Consider the following 22210-nt stretch of genomic DNA (forward strand, 5'->3'; position numbering starts at 1 on the left):
CGCCTCGTCGATCGCTGGATCGACCTCGCCACCGAACGCTCCGACCTCCAACTCGCGCAACGCACCGAAGCAGCGAAGCCGATCAAGCGCCGCTGATCACACCCGAGAACCCGGCACTCTCCAGTAAAATAATAAAATAGTCTGGACCGATTTACGATGCTGCGACGGTGGGTCGACACGCTGACCGCGCTGCATCACGGGTTCCTCGTGCGCCCGTGGTTCAAGAACGTGGCGAAGTCGCTCCGCAAAGAGCCCAAGTGGTATGCGACCGACTGGTCGGGCATCGCGGATCCGGGGCAGCGCGCCGAGACTTTCGTGGCATGCCATCTCCTGAAGGCCGTCCAGGGCTGGAGCGACCTCGGGCTCGGCACGTACGAGCTCCGCTATCTCCGCGACAAGGAGAAGCGCGAGGTCGACTTCGTCGTCATCCGCGATCGGAAGCCCTGGTTTCTCGTCGAGGTGAAGCACGCCGACACGAGCCTAAGCCCGAGCCTCGCGCACTTCCAGCGGCAGACCGGCGCGCGCCACGCGTTCCAGGCCGTCCTCGAGGAGCCGTTCGTCGACGCCGACTGCTTCACACGACGCGATCCGTGCGTCGTGCCGGCTCGAACGCTGCTGTCGCAGCTACTCTGACCCGCGTTTCGCACCGGTCCCGAGGCAACCGTCGAGATCCGACAACTTCACGAGGATGCGGTTACGATCCGGCACGGACGACCGCTCGCAGATACTCGTCGCACTCGTGTCGGAAGTCCTCGAACTCGCGGATGGGGGCTATCGGGCGAGGGCCATGGTCGCTGGCCTGGCGTCCGCCGTCGCAACGTTTTCCGCGCCATCGGCTCGCGCCGGCGCCGACAGATCCGGGATCACGAGCTCGACCACGGTCCCGCCGCTCACACCGGGCGTCACGCGGCAGTCGCCGTGGAGCAGCGCGAGGCAGGCGCGCACGAGGCTCAGACCGAGGCCGAGCCCCTCGTGGCGCCGCGCATGGCTGTCGTCGCCCTGGCGGAAGAGCTCGAAGATCCGCCCGAGCTGGGCCGGGGCGATGCCGATGCCGGTGTCGGCGACGCGGATGCGCCAGCCGCGCCCGCCGGGCGCGCGCGCCGCCTCGACCCGGATCTCGCCGCGCTCGGTGAACTTGAAGGCGTTGCCGACGACGTGGAAGAGCACCCGCCGCAGGAGCGCCGCGTCGGTCCGCACGGTCGCGGCGTCGGGGGCGATGTCGACGCAGAGCGCGGGCGCGTCCGGCGCGCCGTGGCGCGGTATCGCCTCGGCGACGTCGCGCAGGACGGCGGCGAGGTCGACCGCGGCGGGCGACGGCGTGATGCGCGCGGTCTCGGCATCGACGAAGAAGAGCATGTCCTCGACGAGCTGATGGAGATGGCGGCCGTTCGAGGTGATGCGGTCGAGGTACTCGCCCTGCCGCTGATTGATGGGCCCGGCGGCCTCCTCGCGCAGCAGCGACCCGAAGCCGAGGATCACCGCGAGCGGGGTCCGGAGCTCGTGGGACATGAGCGCGAGGAACGTGTTCTTGGCGCGGCTCGAGCGGATGAGCGAACCCGCGAGATCGCCGATGCGCTCGGACTGGGCGCGCAGGGTCTCCTCCTGCCGCTCGACCCGATGCCGCGTCGTCCCGAGCTCGGCCTCGAGGCCCGCGTGGATCGCGCCCATCGAGAGCCGCATGTGGGCGAGCGTCACGACCTGCGTGATGATGTCGCCCACGAGCTCGAGCGCGCGCTGGCTCACCAGGTCCCAGCAGATCGGCACGAGCTGCAGGCAGAGAACGGCACCCACGCACTCGCCGCCGATCGCGAGCGGGAACCCGACGACCGAGCCGCGGAGCTCGCCCGGGAGCTGGCGCCGCTCTCCGACGCCGTCACCACCCCAGCGCACGAGGGCGCGGGCCCGCACCACGTCGGCCGCGAGCGCCTGCACCGCCGCCGGGAGCGGCTCCGCCGCGCCGCCGAAGCGCTCGCTCTGGCTGAAGCTCCCGACGACGCTCGACGCCTCTGAAGCGCGGCAGCTCGTCACGACGACGCGCTCGTGCCCGAGCCCGAGGACGAGCGTCCGGGCGAGCTCGGTCGCGAGCTCCTCGAACGACGATGCCTGGTGCCCGAGCCGCGTGAGGTCGCGAATCAACGAGAGGTGCGTGAGCAGCGTGTCGTACTGTTCTTGGGCCTCGCCGACGGCCTCGCGAAAGACTTGGCTCATGGTCAATCCGCTCCGTAGAACACGCGAAGGTCGTCCTTCTGCCCCTGAAGCTGCGCCGCGATCTCGACGCAGGTTCCGAACGAGAGTCCGCCGAGGCCCCCCAAGACCGCCTCGGCCTCGGGCGCGAGCACGCCCTGCTCCATGTCGGTCCAATGGACCAGCCGATTGGCGAGGTTCACCACGACGGACGCGCCGAGCGGCGTGGCGGGGGCGAGTTCGTCGTGATGGTCGCGACACGCGTCGACGATCATCTCGGGGAGCTGCCACGAGGCGCCGAGCCACGCGCCCGCCCGCGCGTGGTCGACCCCGAAAGCGTCGCGCTCGCGGACGACGAGCGGCGTGTCGCCGCCGACGGCGGCCACCGCGTCGTAGACCGTCGTGAAATGGATGCGGAGCACGACCTTGCCGAGGTCGTGCAGGAGTCCCGCGGTGAATACCCCCTCGGGGTCGGCCGCCCTCGTGCGCTGCGCGATCGCGCGCGCTGCCGCGCCGACCAGCGCCGAGTGCTCCCACAGCGCCGTAATGCTCGGGCCCCCGCGCGACGCCATCGTCTCCCAGATCTTGATGCCGAGCGCCAGATTCTTGACCGTCGAGAAGCCGAGCAGCATCACCGCCCGCGAGAGCGAGCTCACCTCGCGCGCGCAGCCGAAGAAGCCGCTGTTGGCGAGGCGCAGGACGCGACCTGCGAGCGCCTGGTCGCGCTGCATCAGGTCGACGAGATCTTTGGCGGAGGCGCGCTCGCCGTCGACGACACGCAAGATGCGGAGCAGCAGCACCGGGATCGTCGGCACATCCTTCGAGTTGACGATCTCCGCGCGCAGTCGCGCCAGATCGTGCGCCTCCTTCGTGGCCATGCGCGCCTCCCCGCGGTGCTATCGGATGCGCCGCCCGAGAACTTGAGCCGAAGGAGACGTCCGCCATTCCGCGACGTTGCGGACCCGGAGGCGGTCGCGTATGAGCGCAGCCGTGGAGCGGCTGCTCATCACCGGGATCTCCGGGGGCCAGGGACGCCTGGTCGCCAAGCGCCTCGCCGACCAGTTCGCCGTGAGCGGCGTGGATCGGGCCCCGTGGGAGGGACATCCGGACTCCATCACGGTCCACACGATGGACCTCCGGAAGAAGAAGTTCGAGGACATCTTCCGGCGCGAGCACCCCACGGCCGTGGTCCACCTCGCCTTCGTCCGTCACTTCCGCGCCGATCCGATGGTGCGCCACGAGATCAACGTCGCCGGCACCAAGCGCCTGCTCGAATGCTGCGCGACCTACGGGGTGAAGAAGCTCGTCGTGCTCTCGAGCTCCTACGTCTACGGGGCCCTCCCCGAGAGCCCGTACTACATGGACGAGGACACGGCGCTGAACGTCAGCCGGCACTATCCCGACATCCGAGACCTCGCGGAGGTCGACACGCTCTGCAGCACGTTCCTCTGGAAGTACCCCGAGATCGCGACCGCCATCCTGCGGCCGGTGCCGACGCTCGGCTACTACGTGCACAGCGCGATCGGCGGCTACCTCAAGCTGCGCTACGTGCCGACCATCATGGGCTTCAACCCGATGGTCCAGTTCATCCACGAGGAGGATCTCGCGGAGGCGATCGGCCGCGCCATCGAGCTCGGGCTCCGCGGCATCTTCAACGTGACCGGGCCCGGCGCCGTGCCGCTCAAGGTGGCGATCCGCGAAACCGGCGGGACGGCGGTGCCGCTGCCCGAGTCGGTCGCGCGCACCACGATCGACGGGCTCTTCCGCCTCGGCCTCTACCACCTGCCGCCCGGCGCCCTCGACTTCGTGAAGTATCCTTGCACGATCGACGGCCGCCGCTTCCGCGAAGCGACGCAATTCCAACCGCTCTTCACCCTCGAAGAGATCTTCAGCAGCGTGAGGCACTGAGCGCCGATGGCCAAGTCGCCCTCGCCGAAGTCGCCGTCCGAGCGCCCGACCCGCCGCCGCGCCCGGCCGAGAGCGGTAGTCGGCACCGGAGGCATCTTGATGCATGATGCCCCGGGAAGAGACCTGGATCTTCCGGTGGACGACTCTCCGAGCTCCGACGCGATCGACATGGCCGAGTCTCTCGGCGCGCTGTCCGACCTCGTCGGCGGCATGCTGGAAAGCTTCTCGCCGTCGCTGATCCGCGAGCTGAACCACGAGATCGGCGACCGGCTGCGCCGCTCGCCGATCCGCGTGAACAGCTACGGCTACGACCCGTGGGGCTTCAATCCCGACGTCGCACGCCGCACACTGCTGCTGTTCGCGCTCATCTATCGCTACTACTTCCGCGTCCAGACGAGCGGCCTCGAGCACCTGCCGAAGGGCCGCATGCTCGTCATCCCGAACCACGCCGGACAGATCGCGCTCGACGCCGGCATGATCGGCGTCGCGACGGTGCTGGAAGCCGACCCGCCGCGGCCGCTCCGCGGCATGGGCGAGTACTGGCTCCCGACGCTCCCTTTCTTCAACGTCTTCATGGCTCGCGTCGGCGGCGTCGTCGGAACGCCCAAGAACGCGCGCGACATCCTCGAGCACGGCGAGGCGGTGATCGCGTTTCCCGAGGGCGTGCGCGGCATGAACAAGACCTTCGCCGAGCGCTACCAGCTCCAGGAGTTCGGCTACGGCTTCATGCGGCTCGCGCTCGAGACGCAGACGCCGATCGTGCCGGTCGCGGTCGTGGGCTCGGAGGAGCAGGCGATCTCGATCGCGAACGTGAAGCCGCTCGCCGACCTGCTCGGCATGCCGGCCTTCCCGGTCCTCCTGAACTACTTCCCGCTGCCGGTGCGCTACCACATCCACTTCGGGAAGCCGATGGAGTTCCGCGGCAACGCCAACGACGAGGACGAGGTCATCGGCAAGAAGGTCGAGGTCGTGAAGGACCGGATCCACGACATGATCCAGGCGGGGCTGCGCCGGCGATCGAGCTGGTTCTGGTAGCGGAGGGAAGGCGATGGCGCGCAAGCAGAAGCGGGTCTTCATCCTCGGCGGCGGCGCGGCCCTCGGCGCCCACCACGTCGGCGCGATCCGGCTCCTCGAGGAGCAGGGCATCAAGCCCGACGCGATCGTCGGCAGCTCGATCGGCGTCATCAACGCCTGCTGTTACGTCTCGGGAGGCGTGCCGCAGCTCGAAGAGGCCTGGAACGGCTTCTACTCGCTCCCGCGCATCTTCTCGCCGAGCCTGAAGCACAACCCGCTCTTCGGCTACTCGCTCTTCTCGATGGATCGCCTGCAGAGCGCGATCGAGGAGCACATCGATTTCCCGAAGATCTTCGAGAGCCGGATCGAGCTCGAGTTCGTCCTGTTGAACCTCTCGCGCGGCCGCGGCGAGGTCTACTCGAAGCGCGACTGCGAGAGCTGGCGCGACCTCCGCACGCTGTCGCGCGCCGGCTACGCGATCCCCTTCCTCTTCCCGCCCATCAAGTTCCGGAGCGACTGGTTCGTCGACGGCGGCTTCGCCTGGAACATCCCGCTCGAGCACGCGCTCGGGCTCGGCGCGACCGAGATCTACCTGCTGGCGCCGATCGCGAGCCAGCTTCCCTACCAGGGACGCTTCCGCGGCATCGCCGACTTCGTGCAGCGCTTCACCGACGTCATGTGGCGGACGATCGGCAACATGGGCTACCTGTACGCGCGCATGGAGAACGGCCGGCTGCACGACGTGCCGGTCACCGTGATCGAGCCCGGCGAGCAGTACAGCGGCTTCGGCCCGCTGCACGTCTTCAACGCCTACCCCAGAAAGAACCGGGAGCTGATGGACGCCGGCTACCGCGACGCGAAGCGCGTGATGGCGGCCCGCAAGCGCATGGAGCAACAGCACGCGGCGAAGGTCGCGGCCGAGAGATCGCGGGCCGCCGTCGATGCCGAGCCCGCCGCCGCCCAGACGAGCGGCAAGGTCGTCGCGATCCGCCCGACCGAGTCCGCCCTCAAGAACTGACGGGAGCGCCTTTCTCACCCCGACCCACAAGCGAACAGCTCGAAGTTCCCGCTCGAGATCGATCCCGATGGAGGCACACGATGACTCCGCTGCGCGCTGAAGAGAGCCGATAGAGGAAAGAGAGCGATCGCGGTCGAGACGCTGAGGCGGTTCGCGCGCCAGTGCATCATCGGACGGCCCGTCACCCCAGCCCGCGCTCCAGATCCGCGAGGAAGGCAGCCAAGGGCAGCACCTCGAGTCCTTTCTCGGGACGCAGCCGCTCGACACCGAGATAGACCACCACGCGACGGGTGACGCCCGGGAGCTCGCCGATGGCGCGGAGCCCTTTCGCGAAATCCGACTTCCAGCGCCGCGCTGCCTTCACCTCGATCGCCACGAGCTCGCGACCGCGGCGCAGCAAGAAGTCGACCTCGGTGTCGCGGCTTTCGGTGGGCGCCCAGTAGGCGAGTTCGTCGCAGAGGCCGCGATAGTCACGATAGGCACGCAGGAGCTGCGCGATCCAGCCTTCGAACAATCGTCCCGTCGAATCCGCATCCGGCGGACCGCGGTCGCCGCTGACGGCGCGAACCAGGCCCGGATCGACCCAGTAGAGCTTCGGATGCCGGCGCTCGCGCACGCGCAGGCGAGCCTCGTAGGCCGGAATCGCGAACGTGAACAGCGTGTCCTCGAGAATCTGCAGGTACCCCTGGACGGTGGTGCGCGCGACCCCGGCATCCCGTGCAAGGGCCGAGACGTTGAGCAGCTGGCCGTGGAAGAGCGCGGCGATCGGAAGAAAGCGGGCGAATCCCGGGAGGTTCCTGGTCGCCGCCTCCGCTTGGATCTCTTCCTTCAGATACATCTGGACATAGGCGTCGAGCGCGTCGCGGCGGTCCTCGGCTCCCCAGACGATCGGCAGCGCGCCCCATTCGAGCGTGCTCGCGAGCGAGAACGACGCGCCGACCTCCTCGGGCACGAAGGGATGGAGCGCACGGCGTACCGCACGGCCGGCAAGGAGGTTCACACCCGAGCGGCGGAGCTTCCGGGCGCTCGATCCGGACAACACGAAGCGCAGGCGTCGCGTCTCGATCTTCTGGTGGACGACGTTCAGCAGCGCAGGCAGGCGCTGCACCTCGTCGACGACGACACACGCCCCGCGCGGAAGGGCCTCGAGCTCGGCGGAAAAGAGCCCTGGATCGACGAGGTAGCGCTGGTACCGGCCCTCATCGAGAAGATCCACCCAGTGTGCATCGGGATGCAGATGGCGAAGCCACGTGCTCTTACCGCTCCCGCGGGGCCCAAAGAGAAAATAGGAGCCCCTGGGTGCGACGAAGATGCGCCTGACCTTGATAGCCATGCTGGCAGATTACGCCGAATTCTGCCGACATGACAAACAGCGTTGCCTTGGTCAGGGCGCCGCCGCGCATGCCACGACATGCAATCTCGGCGGACGGACGGTCCTGCTCGCTCCGTTCCGGTCCTTGCACGAGCGCACGACCGTACCGCCCGGCCCCGAAATGATGTCCTCGTGATATTCCAGCGACATGAATCTTCGACGCGCTGTGCAACGTGGCACATCGCTTGCTGGTTCGTCCCTTCATGACGTTCGGCGAACCCCTGGCCTCCGGCGGCTCCTTCCTGACCGGCACCACCGTCCGTGACTGCTTCACCTACGAGGACCTCGGTCCGGAAGACGCCGAGGTCGCGCGGGTCGCCGAGGAGTTCGTCCGGCGCGAGGTGCTGCCGCGCGTCGACGCGATCGAGGCGCAGACCCCCGGCGTCATGCGCGCGCTCCTCGAGAAGGCGGGCGAGCGCGGCCTCCTCATGTTGGACATCCCCGCGCAGCACGGCGGGCTCGGCGTCAGCAAGGCGGCGTCGACGCTGATCGGCGAGCGCGCCTTCAAGCTCGCGTCGTTCGCGGTCTCCTGGGGCGCGCACACCGGCATCGGCACCCTGCCCCTCCTCTTCTACGGCACCGCCGAACAGAAGGAACGCTATCTCCCGCGCCTCATGTCGGGCGAGCTGATCGCCGCCTACGCGCTCACCGAGCCGGGATCGGGAAGCGACGCGCTCGGCGCCAAGACCAAGGCGATGCGCCTTCCGAACGGCGACTTCGCGCTCACGGGCGTGAAGCAGTTCATCACCAACGGCGGCTTCGCCGACCTTTTCACGGTCTTCGCGAAGATCGACGGCGAGAAGTTCAGCGCGTTCCTCGTGGAGCGCGCGTACCCCGGCGTCTCGACCGGCGCCGAGGAGCACAAGCTCGGCATCAAGGGATCGTCCACCTGCCAGCTGATCCTCGAGGACGTCGTCGTGCCCGCCGCGAACCTGCTCGGCGAGGAAGGCCTCGGGCACCGCATCGCGTTCAACATCCTGAACGTCGGGCGCCTGAAGCTCGGCGCGGCGGCGCTCGGCGGGGCGCGCGAGTGCCTCGAGTACGCGGTCAAGTACGCGAGCGACCGGAGGCAGTTCCAGACGCCGCTCGTCGAGTTCGGGGCCGTGCAACGCAAGATCGCCGACATGGCGGTCCGCATCTACGTCGCCGACGCCGCGAGTTATCGCACCGCCGGCTTGATCGACCGTCGCATCGACGCGATCGACCCGAAGGCCGACGACTACGATCGTCAGGTGATCAAGGCGATCGAGGAGTATACGATCGAGCAATCGATCGTGAAGGTATTCGGCACCGAGACGCTCGACTTCGTCGTCGACGAGTCGCTGCAGATGCTCGGCGGCTACGGCTTCGTCGCCGACTACCCGCTCGAGCGCCACTACCGCGACTCGCGCATCAACCGCATCTTCGAGGGCACGAACGAGATCAACCGGCTCCTCATCCCCGCCACCATGATGAAGCGGGTGATGACGCAGGGCCTGCCGATGCTCGAGTTCATGCGGGAGGTCGAGGCCGACCTCGCGAGCGGCAACGGCCACCATCCGCCGGTCGACCACACGCTCTTCCACGAGGTGCACGCCGTGAACCAGGCGAAGCGCCTCGTCGCCTACACGACGAAGCTCCTCGTGCAACGCGAGCCCGCCGAGATCGGCCGCAAGCAGATGCACCTCGAGCGCTTCGCCGACATGATCATCGACCTCTACGCGATGGAAAGCGCGGTCGTCCGGACGCAGAAGCTCATCCGCCGCCGGGGCGAGGACAAGGCGAAGCTCGAGCAGGACATGGTCGCGGTCTACGTCGCCGACGCCAGCGAGCGGCTCGCATCGAACGCCCGCACCCTGTTCGCCAACGACACCGACGGCCCGGCGCTCGACGGCCACCTGGCCGCCATCGCGCGCTTTACCGCGTTCGTGCCGAGGGGCCTGCTCGACGCCCGCGCGCGCATCGCCGAGCAGGTCGTCGCGGCCGGCGGCGTCCTCGCCTGACGCGACCGGCGCGGCGTTCGCCCGAGCGGAGAATCAGGCCGCGACCTGCCCGCGCTCGAGCGCGACAGGCGCGTAGAATGTCTCGCGTTTCCAAGACCCGTGTGTTAGCGAGTCGCGCGGCAGCTCACCTCACGGAGGAGGTCCGCTCGATGCAGGTCGTCCACGAACGCGTCAACGTCCCCGTCGGCTCCCTTGCGATGCCCGCCTACCTGGCCCGGCCGACGGCGCCCGGCGCCTATCCCGCCGTCCTCGTCTTCATGGAGATCTTCGGGGTGAACCATCACATCCGCGGCGTGACGGACCGCGTCGCCGCCGAAGGCTACGTGGCGCTCGCGCCGGATGTCTTCCACCGCACCGCGCCCGGCATCGAGCTCAAGTACGACGCGGACGGGCTCACCCGCGGCATCGAGCTCATGAACAAGGTGACCACCACCGAGGCCATGGCCGACGTGTCGGGCGCGCTCGCCTATCTGAAGAACCGTCCGGAAGCCGGCGGCCGCGGCGCGGGCGCGATGGGCTTCTGCTTCGGCGGCCACCTCGCCTACCTCTCGGCGTGCGAGCAGCCGATCGCCGCGGCGGTGAGCTTCTACGGCGGCGGCATCGCGGGCGGCAGCCCCGGCAACGACGGCCCGCCGACCATCGCCCGCACCGCGAAGATCAAGGGTCGCGTCCTCTGCCTCTTCGGCGAGAACGACGGCTACATTCCGAAGGAGCAGGTCACGGCGATCAAGGAGGCCCTGGCCGCGGCGAACGTCCGCCATGAGGTCGTCGTCTACCCGCAGGTCGGTCACGGCTTCTTCTGCGACGAGCGCGCCGACTACGACGCCACCTCGGCCGACGACGCCTGGGCGCGGGTGACCGCCCTCTTCCGTTCGGCGCTCCCCTAGTCAGGAGCCTGTGCGCAGAAGGGCCTCGCGACCGTGAGCACGCCGCGCATCGAAAGCCGCATCCGCACGAGCACCCCGGAGTTCCAGGAGAACGCCGCCGCGATGCGGACGGCGGTCGGCGAGCTCAAGCGGCATCTCGCGAAGGCGCGCGAAGGCGGCGGGCCCGAGGCGCGCACGCGCCACACCGAACGCGGCAAGCTCACGGCGCGCGACCGCGTCGACGGTCTCCTCGATCCGGGGACGGCGTTCCTCGAGCTCTCGCCGCTCGCGGCGCACGGCCTGTACGACGGCGGCGCGCCCGGCGCGAGCATGATCACGGGCGTCGGCACGATCCACGGCCGGCCGGCCGTGATCGTCGCCAACGACGCCACGGTGAAGGGCGGCACCTACTACCCGATCACCGTGAAGAAGCACCTCCGGGCGCAGGAGGTGGCGCTCGAGAACCGCCTGCCCTGCGTCTACCTCGTCGACTCCGGCGGCGCGTTCCTGCCGCTCCAGGCGGAGGTCTTCCCGGACCGCGAGCACTTCGGCCGCATCTTCTACAACCAGGCGCGCATGTCGGCGGCGGGCATCCCGCAGGTCGCGGTCGTCATGGGCTCGTGCACGGCGGGAGGCGCCTACGTCCCGGCGATGAGCGACGAGGTCGTGATCGTCGAGCACCAGGGCACGATCTTTCTCGGCGGCCCGCCGCTCGTGAAAGCCGCCACCGGCGAGGAGGTCAGCGCCGAGGACCTCGGCGGCGGCGACGTCCACACGCGCATCTCGGGCGTCTCCGACCACCTGGCGCGCGACGACCGCCACGCGCTCGCGATCGCACGCGACCTCTTCACGACACTGCCGACGGCGCCGCCGCCGCCGGTGACGCGGGAGACGCCCGAGGACCCCGCCTACGACCCCGCGGAGATCTACGGCATCGTGCCGAAGGACCCGCGCAAGCAGTACGACGTCCGCGAGCTGATCGCGCGCCTCGTCGACGGCAGCCGCTTCCACGAGTTCAAGGCGCGCTACGCCCCGACGGTCGTCACCGGCTTCGCGCACCTGCACGGCTACCCGGTTGGCATCGTCGGCAACAACGGCGCCCTCTTTTCGGAGTCGGCGCTCAAGGCCGCGCACTTCGTCGAGCTCTGCTGCGCGCGCCGCGTGCCGCTCCTCTTCCTCCAGAACATCACGGGCTTCATGGTCGGCAAGAAGTACGAGCACGGCGGGATCGCGAAGGACGGCGCGAAGATGGTGAACGCCGTCGCGAACGCCCGCGTCCCGAAGCTGACGGTCGTCGTCGGCAACTCCTATGGCGCGGGCAACTACGGCATGTGCGGCCGCGCCTACTCGCCGCGCTTCCTCTTCATGTGGCCGCGGAGCCGCATCTCGGTGATGGGCGGCGAGCAGGCGGCGTCGACGCTGCTGACGGTGAAGCTCCAGCAGCTCGCCGCGAAGAAGCAGACGATGAGCGCGGACGAGCAGAAGAAGTTCCAGGCGCCGATCCTCGCCAAGTACGACGAGGAAGGCAGCGCCTACTACTCGACGGCCCGCCTTTGGGACGACGGCATCCTCGACCCCGCGGAGACCCGGGACGCGCTCGCACTGGCGCTCGCGGCGTCCCTCTCGGGGCCCATCGAGGAGACGACGTTCGGCGTCTTCCGGATGTGACCCCTCCCGGGGGGGTCCGTGGCGCAAGTGACATAGGCCCCGGACGGGGGCGCTTTTTCGTTTGCGGCGAATCGCCGGTGGTGTAGGGGTGAGCGACGGTCCTCGAACGAGAGCGGGGCACCGCGTCCCCCGCATCCAGTAAGGAGGGAACGATGGCCACCACGGTATACGACGTGCTGCGACGCAAGGGCTCCGGCGTCATCGCGGTGAGCCCGGAGAGCACGGTTTTCGAGGCGCTGCAGACGCTCGCCGAGAACAACATCGGCGCCGTCATCGTGCTCGACGGTCTCCGTCTCGTCGGCATCCTCTCCGAGCGCGACTACGCACGCCAGGTGGTCCTCAAGGGCAAGGCGTCGAAGGATACGCCGGTCCGCGAGATCATGACCACGTCGGTCGTCTGCGTGCATCCGGAGCAGACGATCGAGGAGTGCATGGCGCTCATGACCGACAAGCGCTTCCGCCACCTTCCCGTGATCGCCGACGATCACCTGCTCGGCGTGCTGTCGATCGGCGACGTCGTGAAGGCGCTGCTCGACGAGCAGGCGTTTCGGATCGAGCAGCTCGAAATGTACATCGCGAGCGGTGGCTGACGCGCCGGTCGCTCAAAACCGGCGGGGAGTGCCTCGGGCGCGCGGTGGGGCGGTCGCGTTGCTCCGCCCTTCCTCTCAATACTCCCCACCCCCGATTCACTCGATGTGAACGATCGTCCAATCAGTGATCTCGTCGTTGACGGTGACTTCTATGGTGTCGTTCAGGCGGCGGCCGATCAGGGCGCGGCCGATGGGGGACGTGGGGGTGATCACCGAGAGGTAGCCGTCGCCGCCGGGGCCGGTGAGCTCGAGGCCGGCGCCGACGGGGGCGAGGAAGAGCGTCCGGCCCTCGGCGCCGTCCTCGACTTCGACGATGGCGCCGAGCGCGACGGAGGCCTTCGCGGAGAAGCGCGGCGGACGGAAGCGCTCGAGGACGTCGAGCTCGCCCGTCGCGCGCTCGAGGCGCGCGCGGTAACCGCGGGCGAGACCGGCGTTCTCCTGCATGACCCGGGAATCCTCGCGGCGCTCGGCGGGCGTCGCCCCTTCGCGCGCCTCGGTGGCAGCCGCCGTCATCGCCGCGCGCGCCGTCCGCGCGGTCTCCCGCAGCCGATCGGTCAGCTGCTCGATGAGCCTGCTCTTGTCGATCACGCGCGGTCGGTCACGAGGCGCTGCGCGCGGCGTCGGCGGCGCGGGCGGTGCCGCGGATCGCCTCGCCGACGCGTTGGATCCACCGCTCGACGACCGCGATGAATCCCTGAGGATCCTCGAGCTGCGGCACGTGGCCGACGTTCTCGAGGATCTCGAGGGTCCAATCGTCGCGACGCGCCGCGAGCGCGCGGGCGGCCGCGACGGGCACGAGCCGGTCGTGCGTGCCGTGCACGAGGAGGGCCGGCGCTTTGATGCTGTCGATCATGCGCTCGAAGGTGCCGCGGCGGAGCACCGTGAGCACGATCGAGCGCGCGGCGGAAAGGAACGCGGCGTTCCCGCCGGCGGTCTTGATCCGTTCCCGCGAGAGCGCGATCGTCGCGGCGACGACATCGGGATCGACGCGACCCGCGTCGACGCAGCAGAAGTCGAGCATCTGCCGGACCGAGCCCTCGGAGCCGAGCAGCAGCTTCCGGCCGCTCATCAGGAGCTCGCCGATGCCGGGAAGACAATACCCCGCGAAGATCGCCGCCACGCCGAGGTCGAAGAAGCCGCCGGGCGCCGCCGGAAGGGCGGGGTTCACGAGCACGAGGCCCGACACCGCACCGGGCGTCTCGGCGGCGGTCATGAGCGAGATGAGGCCGCCCATCGAGTTGCCGACCAGGATCGACGAATCCCCCATCACGCGGTCGACGAAGCGCGTGAGGAGGGCGCGATTGGCATGGACCGAGGCCGAGTCGCCCTCGGTCGGAGTGCGGCCGAAACCCGGAAGGTCGATCGCGACCACGCGCGCACGGCGGGCGAGCCCGGCGCCGACCGACATCCAGTTCACGTGCGCGCCGCCGAGGCCGTGCACGAGCACCATCGGCGGACCATCGCCGCCGTAGTCGACGTAGTGCACCGGCACCCCGAGCTCGACGACGCGCGACGTCGGCTCCGCCGTTCGCAGGATCTGCGGCCCCGTCTCCCCCACCCGCAGGAGCTCGAGGCGACGCTGGCGCTTCGGGTCGGTGAAGCGCTCGTGGAACGAGGCGCGGACGCCGCGGATGATGCCATGGCGGCGCTCGGCGGCGAGCGCGTTCGCGCCCATGAGCTCGCGCTCGATCCGGCCGGGCTCGAGCGGAACGACCGATGTGCCGCTCGCCCGGACGCGGCCCATTTCGCGCCGCAGCACCAGGTGGCAGAACGCGCGCAGCGGGCCGTCGGCGGTCGGACGCAGCACGTCGAACCCCGCCGACATCGGGGAGCTCACGAGCACGAGGTCGAGACCCTCGTCGGCGAGAAGATCGAGGTTCGTCGGCGAGCAGACGCCCCCGTCGACGTAGCGCAGGCCGTCGATCTCGACCGGACGGTAGTAGCCGGGGATGGCGCACGAGGCCGCGACCGCCTGCGCGATCGTCGCCGGGGGTGAGCCGGCGCGTCCGAACGTCACACGCTCGCCGTCGCCCAGCCGGACCGCGTTGATCCAGAGCCTCCCGAGCGGCCAGCGGTCACCGAAGAGCCGCGCGATACCGCCGACCAGATGATCGGTCGCGATCCGGCCGTTCGGGAGCGCCGCCGCGACGAGAGCGCCGATCCGCGCCTCCCATGGCCGCCGGAGCGCGCGCTTCAGATACGCGGCGTCGGCCGCATCGAACAGCGCCGACCAGGTCCACGGCTCGCTCGCCGGCGGCGGAACCGGACGGCCGAGCATCGCCGCGATCTTCTGGCCGTCCCCGGAGAGCGTCTCGCCGAGCGCCCGCGCCGCGAGGTCGCGCGGCGACAGGCCGCCGCGCAGCAGGGCCGCGATGATCGCTCCGGCTAACGTGCCGACGATCACGTCGGCCGTCCGGGGATCCCAGCCCGTCGCTTCTTCGAGCGCGGTCAGGACCCCGACATGGAAGGCGTGACCGGTGGCGCCACCTGCGCCGAGAACGAGGCCGATGCGCGCCATTCCTCATCAGGTAAATGCCCGACCCATGCGTCGCCGGCAAGCCGGCGACGCCGACGTTCGCCCCCGTTCCCATCCTTGCGAAACACCAGGAGCGAAATTCTTTGAACTGGGAGCGACCGTAGGGAAATCCTTATCAGTTCAAACCCTGCGAAAAGGCATGGCGTTTGCTTGTTGCCCGCAACCCATGTCGCCCCTCCGCTTCGGTGTGCCCACCGCCGCGGCGTGCGCGGTCGTCCTCGCCGTCGCCGGCGGCGACGCGACACCCGCCGCCGCCGGAGATCTCAGCCGCGGCGCCGCGCACTATCGGCTCTGCGCGGCCTGTCACGGCGACCAGGGAGCCGGAGATCCGTCGCGCGGCGCGCCCGCCATCGCCGGCCTGCCTCCCTGGTACGTCGAAGCGCAGCTCAAGAAGTTCCGCGCCGGCCAGCGCGGCTACACGCCCGGCGACGACACGGGCCTCCAGATGCGGCCGATGGCGAGCGCGCTCCGCACCGACGAGGACGTCGCGGGCGTCGCCGCCTACGTCGCGAGCCTGCCGCCGACGCCGCACCCCGCGACCGTCACCGGCGACGCGGCCCGCGGTCAGGGGCTCTTCGCGCCCTGCAGCGCGTGCCACGGTCCCGACGGCCGCGGCAACGAGGCCCTCAAGGGACCGCAGCTCGCGGGTCAGGCCGATTGGTACCTCCTCGCCCAGCTCGGCAAGTTCAAGAGCGGCGCGCGCGGCGCGCACAAGGACGATGCCACCGGCGCCCAGATGCGGGCCATGGCGAGCACGCTCGTCGACGAGCAAGCGATGCTCGACGTCGTCGCCTACGTCCGCACGCTCGCGCCCGCGGGGAACGCCAAGTGAGCCCGGTGAACGACGACGCCTACTTCGCGTCGAAGGTCCTTCGGGGATTCTGGATCACGATGATCGCATGCGGCCTCTACGCGCTGGCCGCCTGGATCCTGACCCGCTGAGCGGCGAGGAGCGCCCATGCTCGAATGGCTGATCCCCGCCGCTTCCACCTCGGCCGACGAAATCGACTGGCTCTTCACCCTCATCTTCTGGACGGTCGGCTTCTGGTTCCTCGTGGCGCAGGGCATCCTCTTCGGCTTCATCGTCAAGTTCCGGCGCCGCCCCGGCGTCCGGAGCCAGTACATCGCCGGCGAGAGCAAGGACGAGAAACGCTGGATCTCGTGGCCGCACTACGTCGTGATCGCGTGCGACGTCGTCTTGATCGCGGGCGCGATCGCCGTCTGGCGCGACGTGAAGCAGGTCATCCCCACGCCCGACGAGACGATCCGCGTGATCGCGCAGCAGTGGGCCTGGACCTTCGTGCATCCGGGTCCGGACCGCCGGCTCGATACGCCGGACGACGTCGTCACCGTGAACGAGCTGCACGTCCGCAACGACACGACGTACGCCTTCGAGCTTTCGTCGCTGGACGTCGTGCACAGCTTCTCGATCCCGGTCTTCCGCTTGAAACAGGACGCGGTGCCCGGGCGCGTCATCACCGGCTGGTTCCGGCCGACCAAGACCGGCACCTTCGACATCGCCTGCGCCGAGATGTGCGGCCTCGGCCACGCTCTCATGCCGGCGGTGCTGCACATCGAGTCCCCGGAAGCGCACGCGGCCTGGCTCGGCGACCGCACGACCGTCGCCGCCGCGACATCCGGGAGCCGTTCATGAGCATGCCAGCCACAGCGCACGAGGTCACGGCCGTCCACGCCCTCGAGAGCGTCTGGAGCCGCTACGTCTTCTCGACCGACCACAAGGTGATCGGCCTCCAGTACCTCTTCACCGGGATGGCCATGGCGCTGCTCGGCGGCTTCATGGCCTACGTGTTCCGCATGCAGCTCGCGTTCCCGGACCAGGTAGTGCCGCTCTACGGGCTCGTCACCGCCCGCGAGTACAACGCGCTCGTCACCAACCACGGCTCGATCATGATCTTCTGGGTCGCGATGCCGGTGCTGATCGCCGGCTTCGGGAACTTCCTGATCCCGCTCATGATCGGCTGCGACGACATGGTGTTCCCGCGTCTGAACCGGCTCTCCTACCAGATCTTCTTCGTGAGCGCAGTGATCATCCTGATCTCGCTGGTCGTGCCGGGCGGCGGGTTCGGCGGCGCGTGGACCGCGTATCCGCCGCTCTCGGCGAGCGCGCAGTACAACCACACGCCATGGGGCGCGCCGCTCTGGCTGCTCGCGGTGGCGCTCGAGTTCGTCGCGTTCCTGCTCGGCGGCATCAATTTCACGGTGACCGTGATGAACGCGCGCGCGCCGGGGATGACCGCGATGCGCATCCCGATCGTCGTGTGGATGATCGTGATCGCGAGCCTCGTCTTCATGGCCTCGGTCGGCCCGCTGGTCGCGGGCGCCGTGATGCTGCTGCTCGACCAGACGGTGGGCACGCGGTTCTACGATCCGACGGCGGGCGGCGATCCGCTCCTCTGGCAGCATCTCTTCTGGTTCTTCGGGCACCCCGAGGTGTACGTCGTGCTGCTGCCGGCGACCGGCATCGTCGCCGAGATCATCACGGTCTTCGCCCGCAAGAAGCTCTTCGCCTACAAGACCATCCTCGGCACCTCGATCGCGACCGGCATCATCAGCTTCTTCGTATGGGCGCACCACCAGTTCGTCGCGGGCATCGACCCGCGCATGGCGCACCTCTTCACGATCACCACGCTGCTCATCTCGATCCCGATCGCGGAGATGCTGTTCGCCTTCATCGCAACGCTCTACGGCGGCTCGATCGAGCTCGCGACGCCGATGCTGTGGGCGCTCGCCTTCATCGCCGAGTTCCTGATCGGCGGCGTGACCGGGATCTTCCTCGGCGCCAACGCGACCGACATCTACCTCCACGACACGTACTTCGTCGTGGCGCACTTCCACTACACGTTCTTCCCGATCGGGATCATCGCGACGTTCGCCGCCGTCACCTACTGGTTCCCGAAAATGTTCGGGCGGCGCATGAACGAGACGCTCGGGAAGCTGCATTTCTGGGGCACCATCATCCCCTTCAATCTGATCTTCATCCCGCTGTTCCTGACGGGCGCCGCGGGACAGCACCGCCGCATCTACTCGTACGAGAACTTCCCGCAGCTCTCGACGCCGTGGCTGAACCAGCTCGCGGTGCTCGCGACCCTGGCGCTGATCGTGATGTTCGTGTTCCAGGCAGTGTTCCTCGTGAACTTCTTCTGGAGCATGCGGCGCGGCGAGAAGGTCGGCGCCAACCCCTGGAACGCCAACACGCTCGAGTGGTCGGCGCCCTCCCCGCCCCCGCACGGCAATTTCGCGGCCATGCCGACGGTCTATCGCGGGCCCTACGAGTACGGCGTTCCCGACCGCGAGCTCGACTACTGGCCGCAGCACGTCGCGAGCTGAGAGGAGCCCGCTGCGCATGAGCGACGCCGCCGACGTCCACACCGCCCACGTCCCGCTCGCCACCCGCCGGAGCACCACCGGCATCCCGACCGCCCGCCTCGCGGTGTGGTGGGTGCTCGCCTCGGAGATCGTCATCTTCGGGGGCCTGATCGGCAGCTACGTGATGCTGCGCCTGCACCACCCGCACTGGGCCGAGGAGGCGGCGCACACGAACACGATCGCCGGCGCGTTCAACACCTTCGTGCTCCTCACCTCGAGCCTCGCCGCCGTGCTCGCGCACCAGGCCGCCGAGGCGCGCGACGGACGGCGCGCCGCGCGCTTCCTCGGCGGCACGATCCTCGGCGGCCTCGTGTTCCTCGTGGTGAAGGGCTTCGAGTGGTCGCACGAGATCGCGCACGGATTCACGATCTTCCGCGACGTCTTCTGGTCCTACTACTACGTCGCCTGCGGCCTCCACGGCCTCCACGTGATCGCCGGCATGATCATCATGGCGATCGTCGCGGCCGACGCGCGCCGCGGCCGGAACCTCCACCGCGTCGAGCTGATCGGGATCTACTGGCACTTCGTCGACGCGGTCTGGATCTTCCTCTTCCCCCTCTTCTACATCGCCAAGTGAGGATCGCCCCGCCATGAGCAGCCACGACCACGCCGCGACGACCTCCGGACACCCGTCCTACGTCCGCATCTACTTCGCGCTGCTGGCGCTCCTCGGCGTCAGCCTGCTCGGGCCGATGCTCGGGATCCCGATCGTGACGCTGGTCACGGCGTTCGGCATCGCGATCGTGAAGGCGACGATGGTCGCCGCGTACTTCATGCACCTCAACATCGAGGAGAAGTACATCTGGTACGTGCTGCTGATCATGCTGGGCTTCATGCTGGTGATGTTCGCCGGCATCGCGCCCGACGTGATGCTGCCGGCGGGCCAGAACTGGTTCCACCTTCCCATCGAGCCGCCGGCGCCGCCGGCGCACCCCTGAGGCGCGCGATGACCCCGACCGCGACCATGACCGCCGCGACGGCCGCGCCGCGCCTCCGGACGGCGATGGCCGGGATGCTGATCTTCGTCGGCACCGAGGTGATGTTCTTCGCGGGGTTGGTGAGCGCCTTCGTGATCGCGCGCAGTCACGCCCTCGGCTGGCCGCCGCCCGGCCAACCGCGCCTTCCGGTCGCCGCGACCGCCCTGAACACGCTCGTGCTGCTCGCGAGCGGCGCCGTGCTCGCGGCGGCCGGCCGCGCCGCGGCGCAGCCGTTCGGACGTCATCGGGCGCTCGGCCGGCTGACGCTCGCCGCCGTGCTCGGCGCGCTCTTCGTCGCCGTCCAGGGCGTCGAGTGGGCCCGCCTCCTCGCCTACGGGCTCACGATGCGCTCGAGCCAGTACGGCTCGTTCTTCTACCTGATCGTCGGCATGCACGCGGCGCACGCGGTCGCGGCGATCGCCGCCCTGCTGCACGCCCGCAGCCGGCTCGCCGGGGGCACGCTCTCCGCCGACGCTTTCGCGGCCGTCCGGATCTTCTGGTACTTCGTGGTCGGCGTCTGGCCGGTGCTCTACGCCGTGGTGTACCTGGCATGAGCGCCGCCCGCATCGTTCGTCGGGCCTCGACGGCCGCGGCCGGCTCCGTGCCCGCCGTGCTCGCCTGGGCCGCGACGGCGGCCGCCTGCCCCGTCTGCTTCGCAGCCGACGAGCGTACCCGCGCGAGCTTCCTCGCTACGGCGGTCGCGCTCTCCGCGCTGCCGCTCGCGCTGTTCGCCGGCCTCGCGTTCTGGTTCTGGCGCGAGCTCGACGGCCATGCCCGACGGGCTCCGCGCCTCTCGCGGAAGGACGCCGGCCTTCCCGGCTGACCTTCGTCATTGACCCCACGCGCGGCGCCGGCGCAGGCTCGCCCCCGCAAGGTACGATCGTACAGGAGGAAGGTCCATGACTCGTTGGTGGTTGGCAGTCGCCGCAGTCTTTGCCGTGACGGTTTCGAGCGAGGCTGGCGTCCTCGCGCCCGCCAAGCCGAGTGAGGTCCGGATCCTCAAGCTCGGCGATCCATGCTTGGCCCTGGGGAGCTTTGCGCTCGATACGCGTGTGCACGGGGACGGCACCACGTCGGCGTTCGCCATCCCCGACAAGCAGGTGCTGGTGCTCGACTCCGTCACCTGGGTCGTGACCGGGGTGCCGACGATCGGCGGCCTCTGCAGCATCGTGCTCCGCGTCGACACGGAGACGATCTGGAGCGACGTCGTCACGCAGTCGAACCCGTCGGGAACCTGCGGCGCCACGACGGCACTGCCGCCGCTCGTGATCCCGGCCGGAAAGAGACTCTGCATGACCGTCGGCGCGGGCGGCAGCATCAGTACGAACGGCACGCGCGTGCACGGCTTCCTCACCAAGAACAAATAGCCCGCGTGCCGGCGCCGGTGCCGCCGATGGGCGGGCCGCCGCGATCGGAACGCGCCGCCGCGCTCAGCCGTGGCGGCGGCGGTAGTGGTCGAGGAACTTCGCGATGCGCCCGATCGCCTCGGTCAAGTCGTCGACGCTCGGCAGGAACACGATGCGGAAGTGGTCGGGCTTCGGCCAGTTGAAGCCGGAGCCCTGCACCACCAGCACCTTCTGTTCCTCGAGGAGCTCGAGGATGAAGGCCTGGTCATCGTCGATCGGGTAGCGCCGGAGGTCGAGCTTCGGAAACAGATAGAGCGCGGCCTTCGGCTTCATGCAGCTGACGCCGGGAATGCTGGTGACGAGGTCGTGCGCGAGGTCGCGCTGCTTGCCGAGCCGCCCGGTCGGCAGCACCAGGTCGCCGATGCTCTGGTAGCCGCCGAGCGCGGTCTGGATGGCGTACTGCGAGGGCACGTTCGCGCAGAGCCGCATCGACGACAGGATGTTCAGGCCGTCGATGTAGTCCTGGGCGTGCGACTTGTCGCCGGAGATGATCATCCAGCCGGCGCGGTAGCCGCAGGCGCGGTAGTTCTTCGAGAGTCCGTTGAAGGTGAGCGTGAGGACGTCCTCGGCGAGCGAGGCGACCGAGGTGTGGGTGGCGCCGTCGTACAGCACCTTGTCGTAGATCTCGTCGGCGAGGATGACGAGATGGTGCTGGCGCGCGATCTCGACGAGCTCGCGCAGGAGGTCGTCGGGATAGAGGGCGCCGGTCGGGTTGTTGGGGTTGATGACGACGATGGCGCGCGTGCTCGGCGTGATCTTGGCCCGGATGTCGTCGAGGTCGGGGAGCCAGCCCGCCCCCTCGTCGCAGAGGTAGTGCCGCGCGGTGCCGCCGGCGAGGCTCACCGACGCGGTCCAGAGCGGGTAGTCCGGGGCCGGGACGAGCACCTCGTCGCCGTTGTTCAGGAGCGCCTGCATGCTGATGCCGATCAGCTCCGAGACGCCGTTCCCGATGTAGATGTCCTCGATGCCGACGCCGGCGACGTGCTTCTGCTGCGAGTAGTGCATCACCGCCTTGCGCGCGGCGAAGAGGCCTTTCGAGTCGCAGTAGCCGGCGGCGTTCGGGAGGTTGTAGATGACGTCCTGCACCAGCTCCTCGGGCGCGTCGAAGCCGAAGGGCTGTGGATTGCCGATGTTGAGCTTGATGATGCGGTGCCCTTCGTCCTCCATCTGCTTGGCGCGCGCGAGGACGGGCCCCCGGATGTCGTAGCAGACGTTGGCGAGCTTGGCGGACTTCTGCAGCAAGCGACGCGGGACGGACGGCTGCGGGTGCTGCGACACGACGAGCTTCGGCATGCGGCCACC

22 protein-coding genes are annotated in these 22210 nt (G+C 69.3%); 16 read left to right on the forward strand and 6 right to left on the reverse strand.

Features of this window, described 5'->3' with window-relative positions; translation table 11 throughout:
* Positions 1-156: 156 nt before the first annotated feature.
* A complete protein-coding gene (locus IT293_12030; GenBank protein MCC6765380.1) occupies positions 157-633 on the forward strand; it encodes a DUF4143 domain-containing protein in 477 nt (158 codons plus the stop codon).
* A 138-nt stretch (positions 634-771) separates the two neighbouring features.
* On the opposite strand, the gene IT293_12035 is transcribed toward IT293_12030, so the two are convergent.
* The gene (locus IT293_12035; GenBank protein ID MCC6765381.1) at positions 772-2208 is read right to left on the reverse strand and encodes a HAMP domain-containing histidine kinase; all 1437 of its coding nucleotides are present in this window, start codon (positions 2206-2208) and stop codon (positions 772-774) included.
* 2 nt (positions 2209-2210) lie between these two features.
* Positions 2211-3062 carry an HDOD domain-containing protein gene (locus IT293_12040; GenBank protein ID MCC6765382.1) on the reverse strand — a complete coding sequence of 284 codons (852 nt, stop codon included), beginning with the start codon at positions 3060-3062 and terminating at the stop codon, positions 2211-2213.
* 100 nt (positions 3063-3162) lie between these two features.
* Here IT293_12040 and IT293_12045 point away from each other — a divergent pair, with 100 nt between their 5' ends.
* The 3 genes from IT293_12045 to IT293_12055 all read left to right on the forward strand — a co-directional run bounded on the left by IT293_12045 (position 3163) and on the right by IT293_12055 (position 6124).
* On the forward strand, positions 3163-4092 hold the full coding sequence (locus IT293_12045) for an SDR family oxidoreductase (GenBank protein MCC6765383.1): 930 nt from the start codon (positions 3163-3165) through the stop codon (positions 4090-4092).
* 210 nt (positions 4093-4302) lie between these two features.
* Complete coding sequence (locus IT293_12050) at positions 4303-5127, forward strand: acyltransferase family protein (GenBank protein ID MCC6765384.1); 825 nt, start codon at positions 4303-4305, stop codon at positions 5125-5127.
* Positions 5128-5140: 13 nt separating this feature from the next.
* Positions 5141-6124, forward strand: a complete 984-nt coding sequence (locus IT293_12055) for a patatin-like phospholipase family protein (protein ID MCC6765385.1) — start codon at positions 5141-5143, stop codon at positions 6122-6124.
* A gap of 181 nt (positions 6125-6305) precedes the next feature.
* On the opposite strand, the gene IT293_12060 is transcribed toward IT293_12055, so the two are convergent.
* A complete protein-coding gene (locus IT293_12060) occupies positions 6306-7457 on the reverse strand; it encodes an ATP-binding protein (protein MCC6765386.1) in 1152 nt (383 codons plus the stop codon).
* Between the two features lie 242 nt (positions 7458-7699).
* On the opposite strand from IT293_12060, the gene IT293_12065 reads away from it, so the two are divergent.
* From IT293_12065 to IT293_12080, 4 genes are all read left to right on the forward strand, one after another.
* Positions 7700-9478: an acyl-CoA dehydrogenase family protein gene (locus IT293_12065; protein ID MCC6765387.1), complete on the forward strand. Its 1779-nt coding sequence runs from the start codon at positions 7700-7702 to the stop codon at positions 9476-9478.
* 149 nt (positions 9479-9627) lie between these two features.
* Positions 9628-10365 (forward strand): dienelactone hydrolase family protein, encoded by a 738-nt coding sequence (locus IT293_12070; protein MCC6765388.1) that lies wholly within the window; start codon positions 9628-9630, stop codon positions 10363-10365.
* A gap of 102 nt (positions 10366-10467) precedes the next feature.
* Positions 10468-12012 carry a methylcrotonoyl-CoA carboxylase gene (locus IT293_12075; GenBank protein MCC6765389.1) on the forward strand — a complete coding sequence of 515 codons (1545 nt, stop codon included), beginning with the start codon at positions 10468-10470 and terminating at the stop codon, positions 12010-12012.
* Between the two features lie 152 nt (positions 12013-12164).
* Positions 12165-12602 carry a CBS domain-containing protein gene (locus IT293_12080; GenBank protein ID MCC6765390.1) on the forward strand — a complete coding sequence of 146 codons (438 nt, stop codon included), beginning with the start codon at positions 12165-12167 and terminating at the stop codon, positions 12600-12602.
* A gap of 96 nt (positions 12603-12698) precedes the next feature.
* Here the strand turns inward: IT293_12080 and IT293_12085 are convergent, their stop codons facing one another.
* Positions 12699-13115, reverse strand: a complete 417-nt coding sequence (locus IT293_12085; GenBank protein ID MCC6765391.1) for a GreA/GreB family elongation factor — start codon at positions 13113-13115, stop codon at positions 12699-12701.
* An 85-nt stretch (positions 13116-13200) separates the two neighbouring features.
* Positions 13201-15120 carry an alpha/beta fold hydrolase gene (locus tag IT293_12090; GenBank protein ID MCC6765392.1) on the reverse strand — a complete coding sequence of 640 codons (1920 nt, stop codon included), beginning with the start codon at positions 15118-15120 and terminating at the stop codon, positions 13201-13203.
* Positions 15121-15304: 184 nt separating this feature from the next.
* Here IT293_12090 and IT293_12095 point away from each other — a divergent pair, with 184 nt between their 5' ends.
* The 8 genes from IT293_12095 (at position 15305) to IT293_12130 (ending at position 20869) form a co-directional block, all read left to right on the forward strand.
* Entirely contained in the window at positions 15305-15970 is a 666-nt protein-coding gene (locus tag IT293_12095) for a cytochrome c (GenBank protein MCC6765393.1), read from the forward strand.
* A 126-nt stretch (positions 15971-16096) separates the two neighbouring features.
* Positions 16097-16792 carry a cytochrome c oxidase subunit II gene (locus IT293_12100; GenBank protein MCC6765394.1) on the forward strand — a complete coding sequence of 232 codons (696 nt, stop codon included), beginning with the start codon at positions 16097-16099 and terminating at the stop codon, positions 16790-16792.
* Positions 16789-18486 (forward strand): cbb3-type cytochrome c oxidase subunit I, encoded by a 1698-nt coding sequence (locus tag IT293_12105; protein MCC6765395.1) that lies wholly within the window; start codon positions 16789-16791, stop codon positions 18484-18486. The genes IT293_12100 and IT293_12105 overlap by 4 nt, the downstream gene beginning before the upstream one ends.
* A 16-nt stretch (positions 18487-18502) precedes the next feature.
* Positions 18503-19102 (forward strand): cytochrome c oxidase subunit 3, encoded by a 600-nt coding sequence (locus IT293_12110; protein ID MCC6765396.1) that lies wholly within the window; start codon positions 18503-18505, stop codon positions 19100-19102.
* A gap of 13 nt (positions 19103-19115) precedes the next feature.
* A complete protein-coding gene (locus IT293_12115; GenBank protein ID MCC6765397.1) occupies positions 19116-19463 on the forward strand; it encodes a cytochrome C oxidase subunit IV family protein in 348 nt (115 codons plus the stop codon).
* Positions 19464-19471: 8 nt separating this feature from the next.
* Positions 19472-20056, forward strand: coding sequence for a cytochrome c oxidase subunit 3 (locus tag IT293_12120; GenBank protein ID MCC6765398.1), 585 nt, complete (start codon positions 19472-19474; stop codon positions 20054-20056).
* The gene (locus tag IT293_12125) at positions 20053-20325 is read left to right on the forward strand and encodes a hypothetical protein (protein ID MCC6765399.1); all 273 of its coding nucleotides are present in this window, start codon (positions 20053-20055) and stop codon (positions 20323-20325) included. The genes IT293_12120 and IT293_12125 overlap by 4 nt, the downstream gene beginning before the upstream one ends.
* A 76-nt stretch (positions 20326-20401) precedes the next feature.
* Entirely contained in the window at positions 20402-20869 is a 468-nt protein-coding gene (locus IT293_12130) for a hypothetical protein (GenBank protein ID MCC6765400.1), read from the forward strand.
* A gap of 63 nt (positions 20870-20932) precedes the next feature.
* Here the strand turns inward: IT293_12130 and IT293_12135 are convergent, their stop codons facing one another.
* On the reverse strand, positions 20933-22201 hold the full coding sequence (locus IT293_12135) for a pyridoxal phosphate-dependent aminotransferase (GenBank protein MCC6765401.1): 1269 nt from the start codon (positions 22199-22201) through the stop codon (positions 20933-20935).
* Positions 22202-22210: the final 9 nt, after the last annotated feature.

Source organism: Deltaproteobacteria bacterium (assembly GCA_020848745.1).
In the GTDB taxonomy this organism is placed as follows: domain Bacteria; phylum Desulfobacterota; class Binatia; order UTPRO1; family UTPRO1; genus UTPRO1.

Bases quoted from the DNA above. Each gene is read 5' to 3' on its own strand.
- IT293_12030 (MCC6765380.1), top strand. From the start codon at position 157: ATGCTGCGACGGTGGGTCGACACGCTGACCGCGCTGCATCACGGGTTC.
- IT293_12035 (MCC6765381.1), bottom strand. From the start codon at position 2,208: ATGAGCCAAGTCTTTCGCGAGGCCGTCGGCGAGGCCCAAGAACAGTAC.
- IT293_12040 (MCC6765382.1), bottom strand. From the start codon at position 3,062: ATGGCCACGAAGGAGGCGCACGATCTGGCGCGACTGCGCGCGGAGATC.
- IT293_12045 (MCC6765383.1), top strand. From the start codon at position 3,163: ATGAGCGCAGCCGTGGAGCGGCTGCTCATCACCGGGATCTCCGGGGGC.
- IT293_12050 (MCC6765384.1), top strand. From the start codon at position 4,303: ATGCTGGAAAGCTTCTCGCCGTCGCTGATCCGCGAGCTGAACCACGAG.
- IT293_12055 (MCC6765385.1), top strand. From the start codon at position 5,141: ATGGCGCGCAAGCAGAAGCGGGTCTTCATCCTCGGCGGCGGCGCGGCC.
- IT293_12060 (MCC6765386.1), bottom strand. From the start codon at position 7,457: ATGGCTATCAAGGTCAGGCGCATCTTCGTCGCACCCAGGGGCTCCTAT.
- IT293_12065 (MCC6765387.1), top strand. From the start codon at position 7,700: ATGACGTTCGGCGAACCCCTGGCCTCCGGCGGCTCCTTCCTGACCGGC.
- IT293_12070 (MCC6765388.1), top strand. From the start codon at position 9,628: ATGCAGGTCGTCCACGAACGCGTCAACGTCCCCGTCGGCTCCCTTGCG.
- IT293_12075 (MCC6765389.1), top strand. From the start codon at position 10,468: ATGCGGACGGCGGTCGGCGAGCTCAAGCGGCATCTCGCGAAGGCGCGC.
- IT293_12080 (MCC6765390.1), top strand. From the start codon at position 12,165: ATGGCCACCACGGTATACGACGTGCTGCGACGCAAGGGCTCCGGCGTC.
- IT293_12085 (MCC6765391.1), bottom strand. From the start codon at position 13,115: ATGACGGCGGCTGCCACCGAGGCGCGCGAAGGGGCGACGCCCGCCGAG.
- IT293_12090 (MCC6765392.1), bottom strand. From the start codon at position 15,120: ATGGCGCGCATCGGCCTCGTTCTCGGCGCAGGTGGCGCCACCGGTCAC.
- IT293_12095 (MCC6765393.1), top strand. From the start codon at position 15,305: ATGTCGCCCCTCCGCTTCGGTGTGCCCACCGCCGCGGCGTGCGCGGTC.
- IT293_12100 (MCC6765394.1), top strand. From the start codon at position 16,097: ATGCTCGAATGGCTGATCCCCGCCGCTTCCACCTCGGCCGACGAAATC.
- IT293_12105 (MCC6765395.1), top strand. From the start codon at position 16,789: ATGAGCATGCCAGCCACAGCGCACGAGGTCACGGCCGTCCACGCCCTC.
- IT293_12110 (MCC6765396.1), top strand. From the start codon at position 18,503: ATGAGCGACGCCGCCGACGTCCACACCGCCCACGTCCCGCTCGCCACC.
- IT293_12115 (MCC6765397.1), top strand. From the start codon at position 19,116: ATGAGCAGCCACGACCACGCCGCGACGACCTCCGGACACCCGTCCTAC.
- IT293_12120 (MCC6765398.1), top strand. From the start codon at position 19,472: ATGACCCCGACCGCGACCATGACCGCCGCGACGGCCGCGCCGCGCCTC.
- IT293_12125 (MCC6765399.1), top strand. From the start codon at position 20,053: ATGAGCGCCGCCCGCATCGTTCGTCGGGCCTCGACGGCCGCGGCCGGC.
- IT293_12130 (MCC6765400.1), top strand. From the start codon at position 20,402: ATGACTCGTTGGTGGTTGGCAGTCGCCGCAGTCTTTGCCGTGACGGTT.
- IT293_12135 (MCC6765401.1), bottom strand. From the start codon at position 22,201: ATGCCGAAGCTCGTCGTGTCGCAGCACCCGCAGCCGTCCGTCCCGCGT.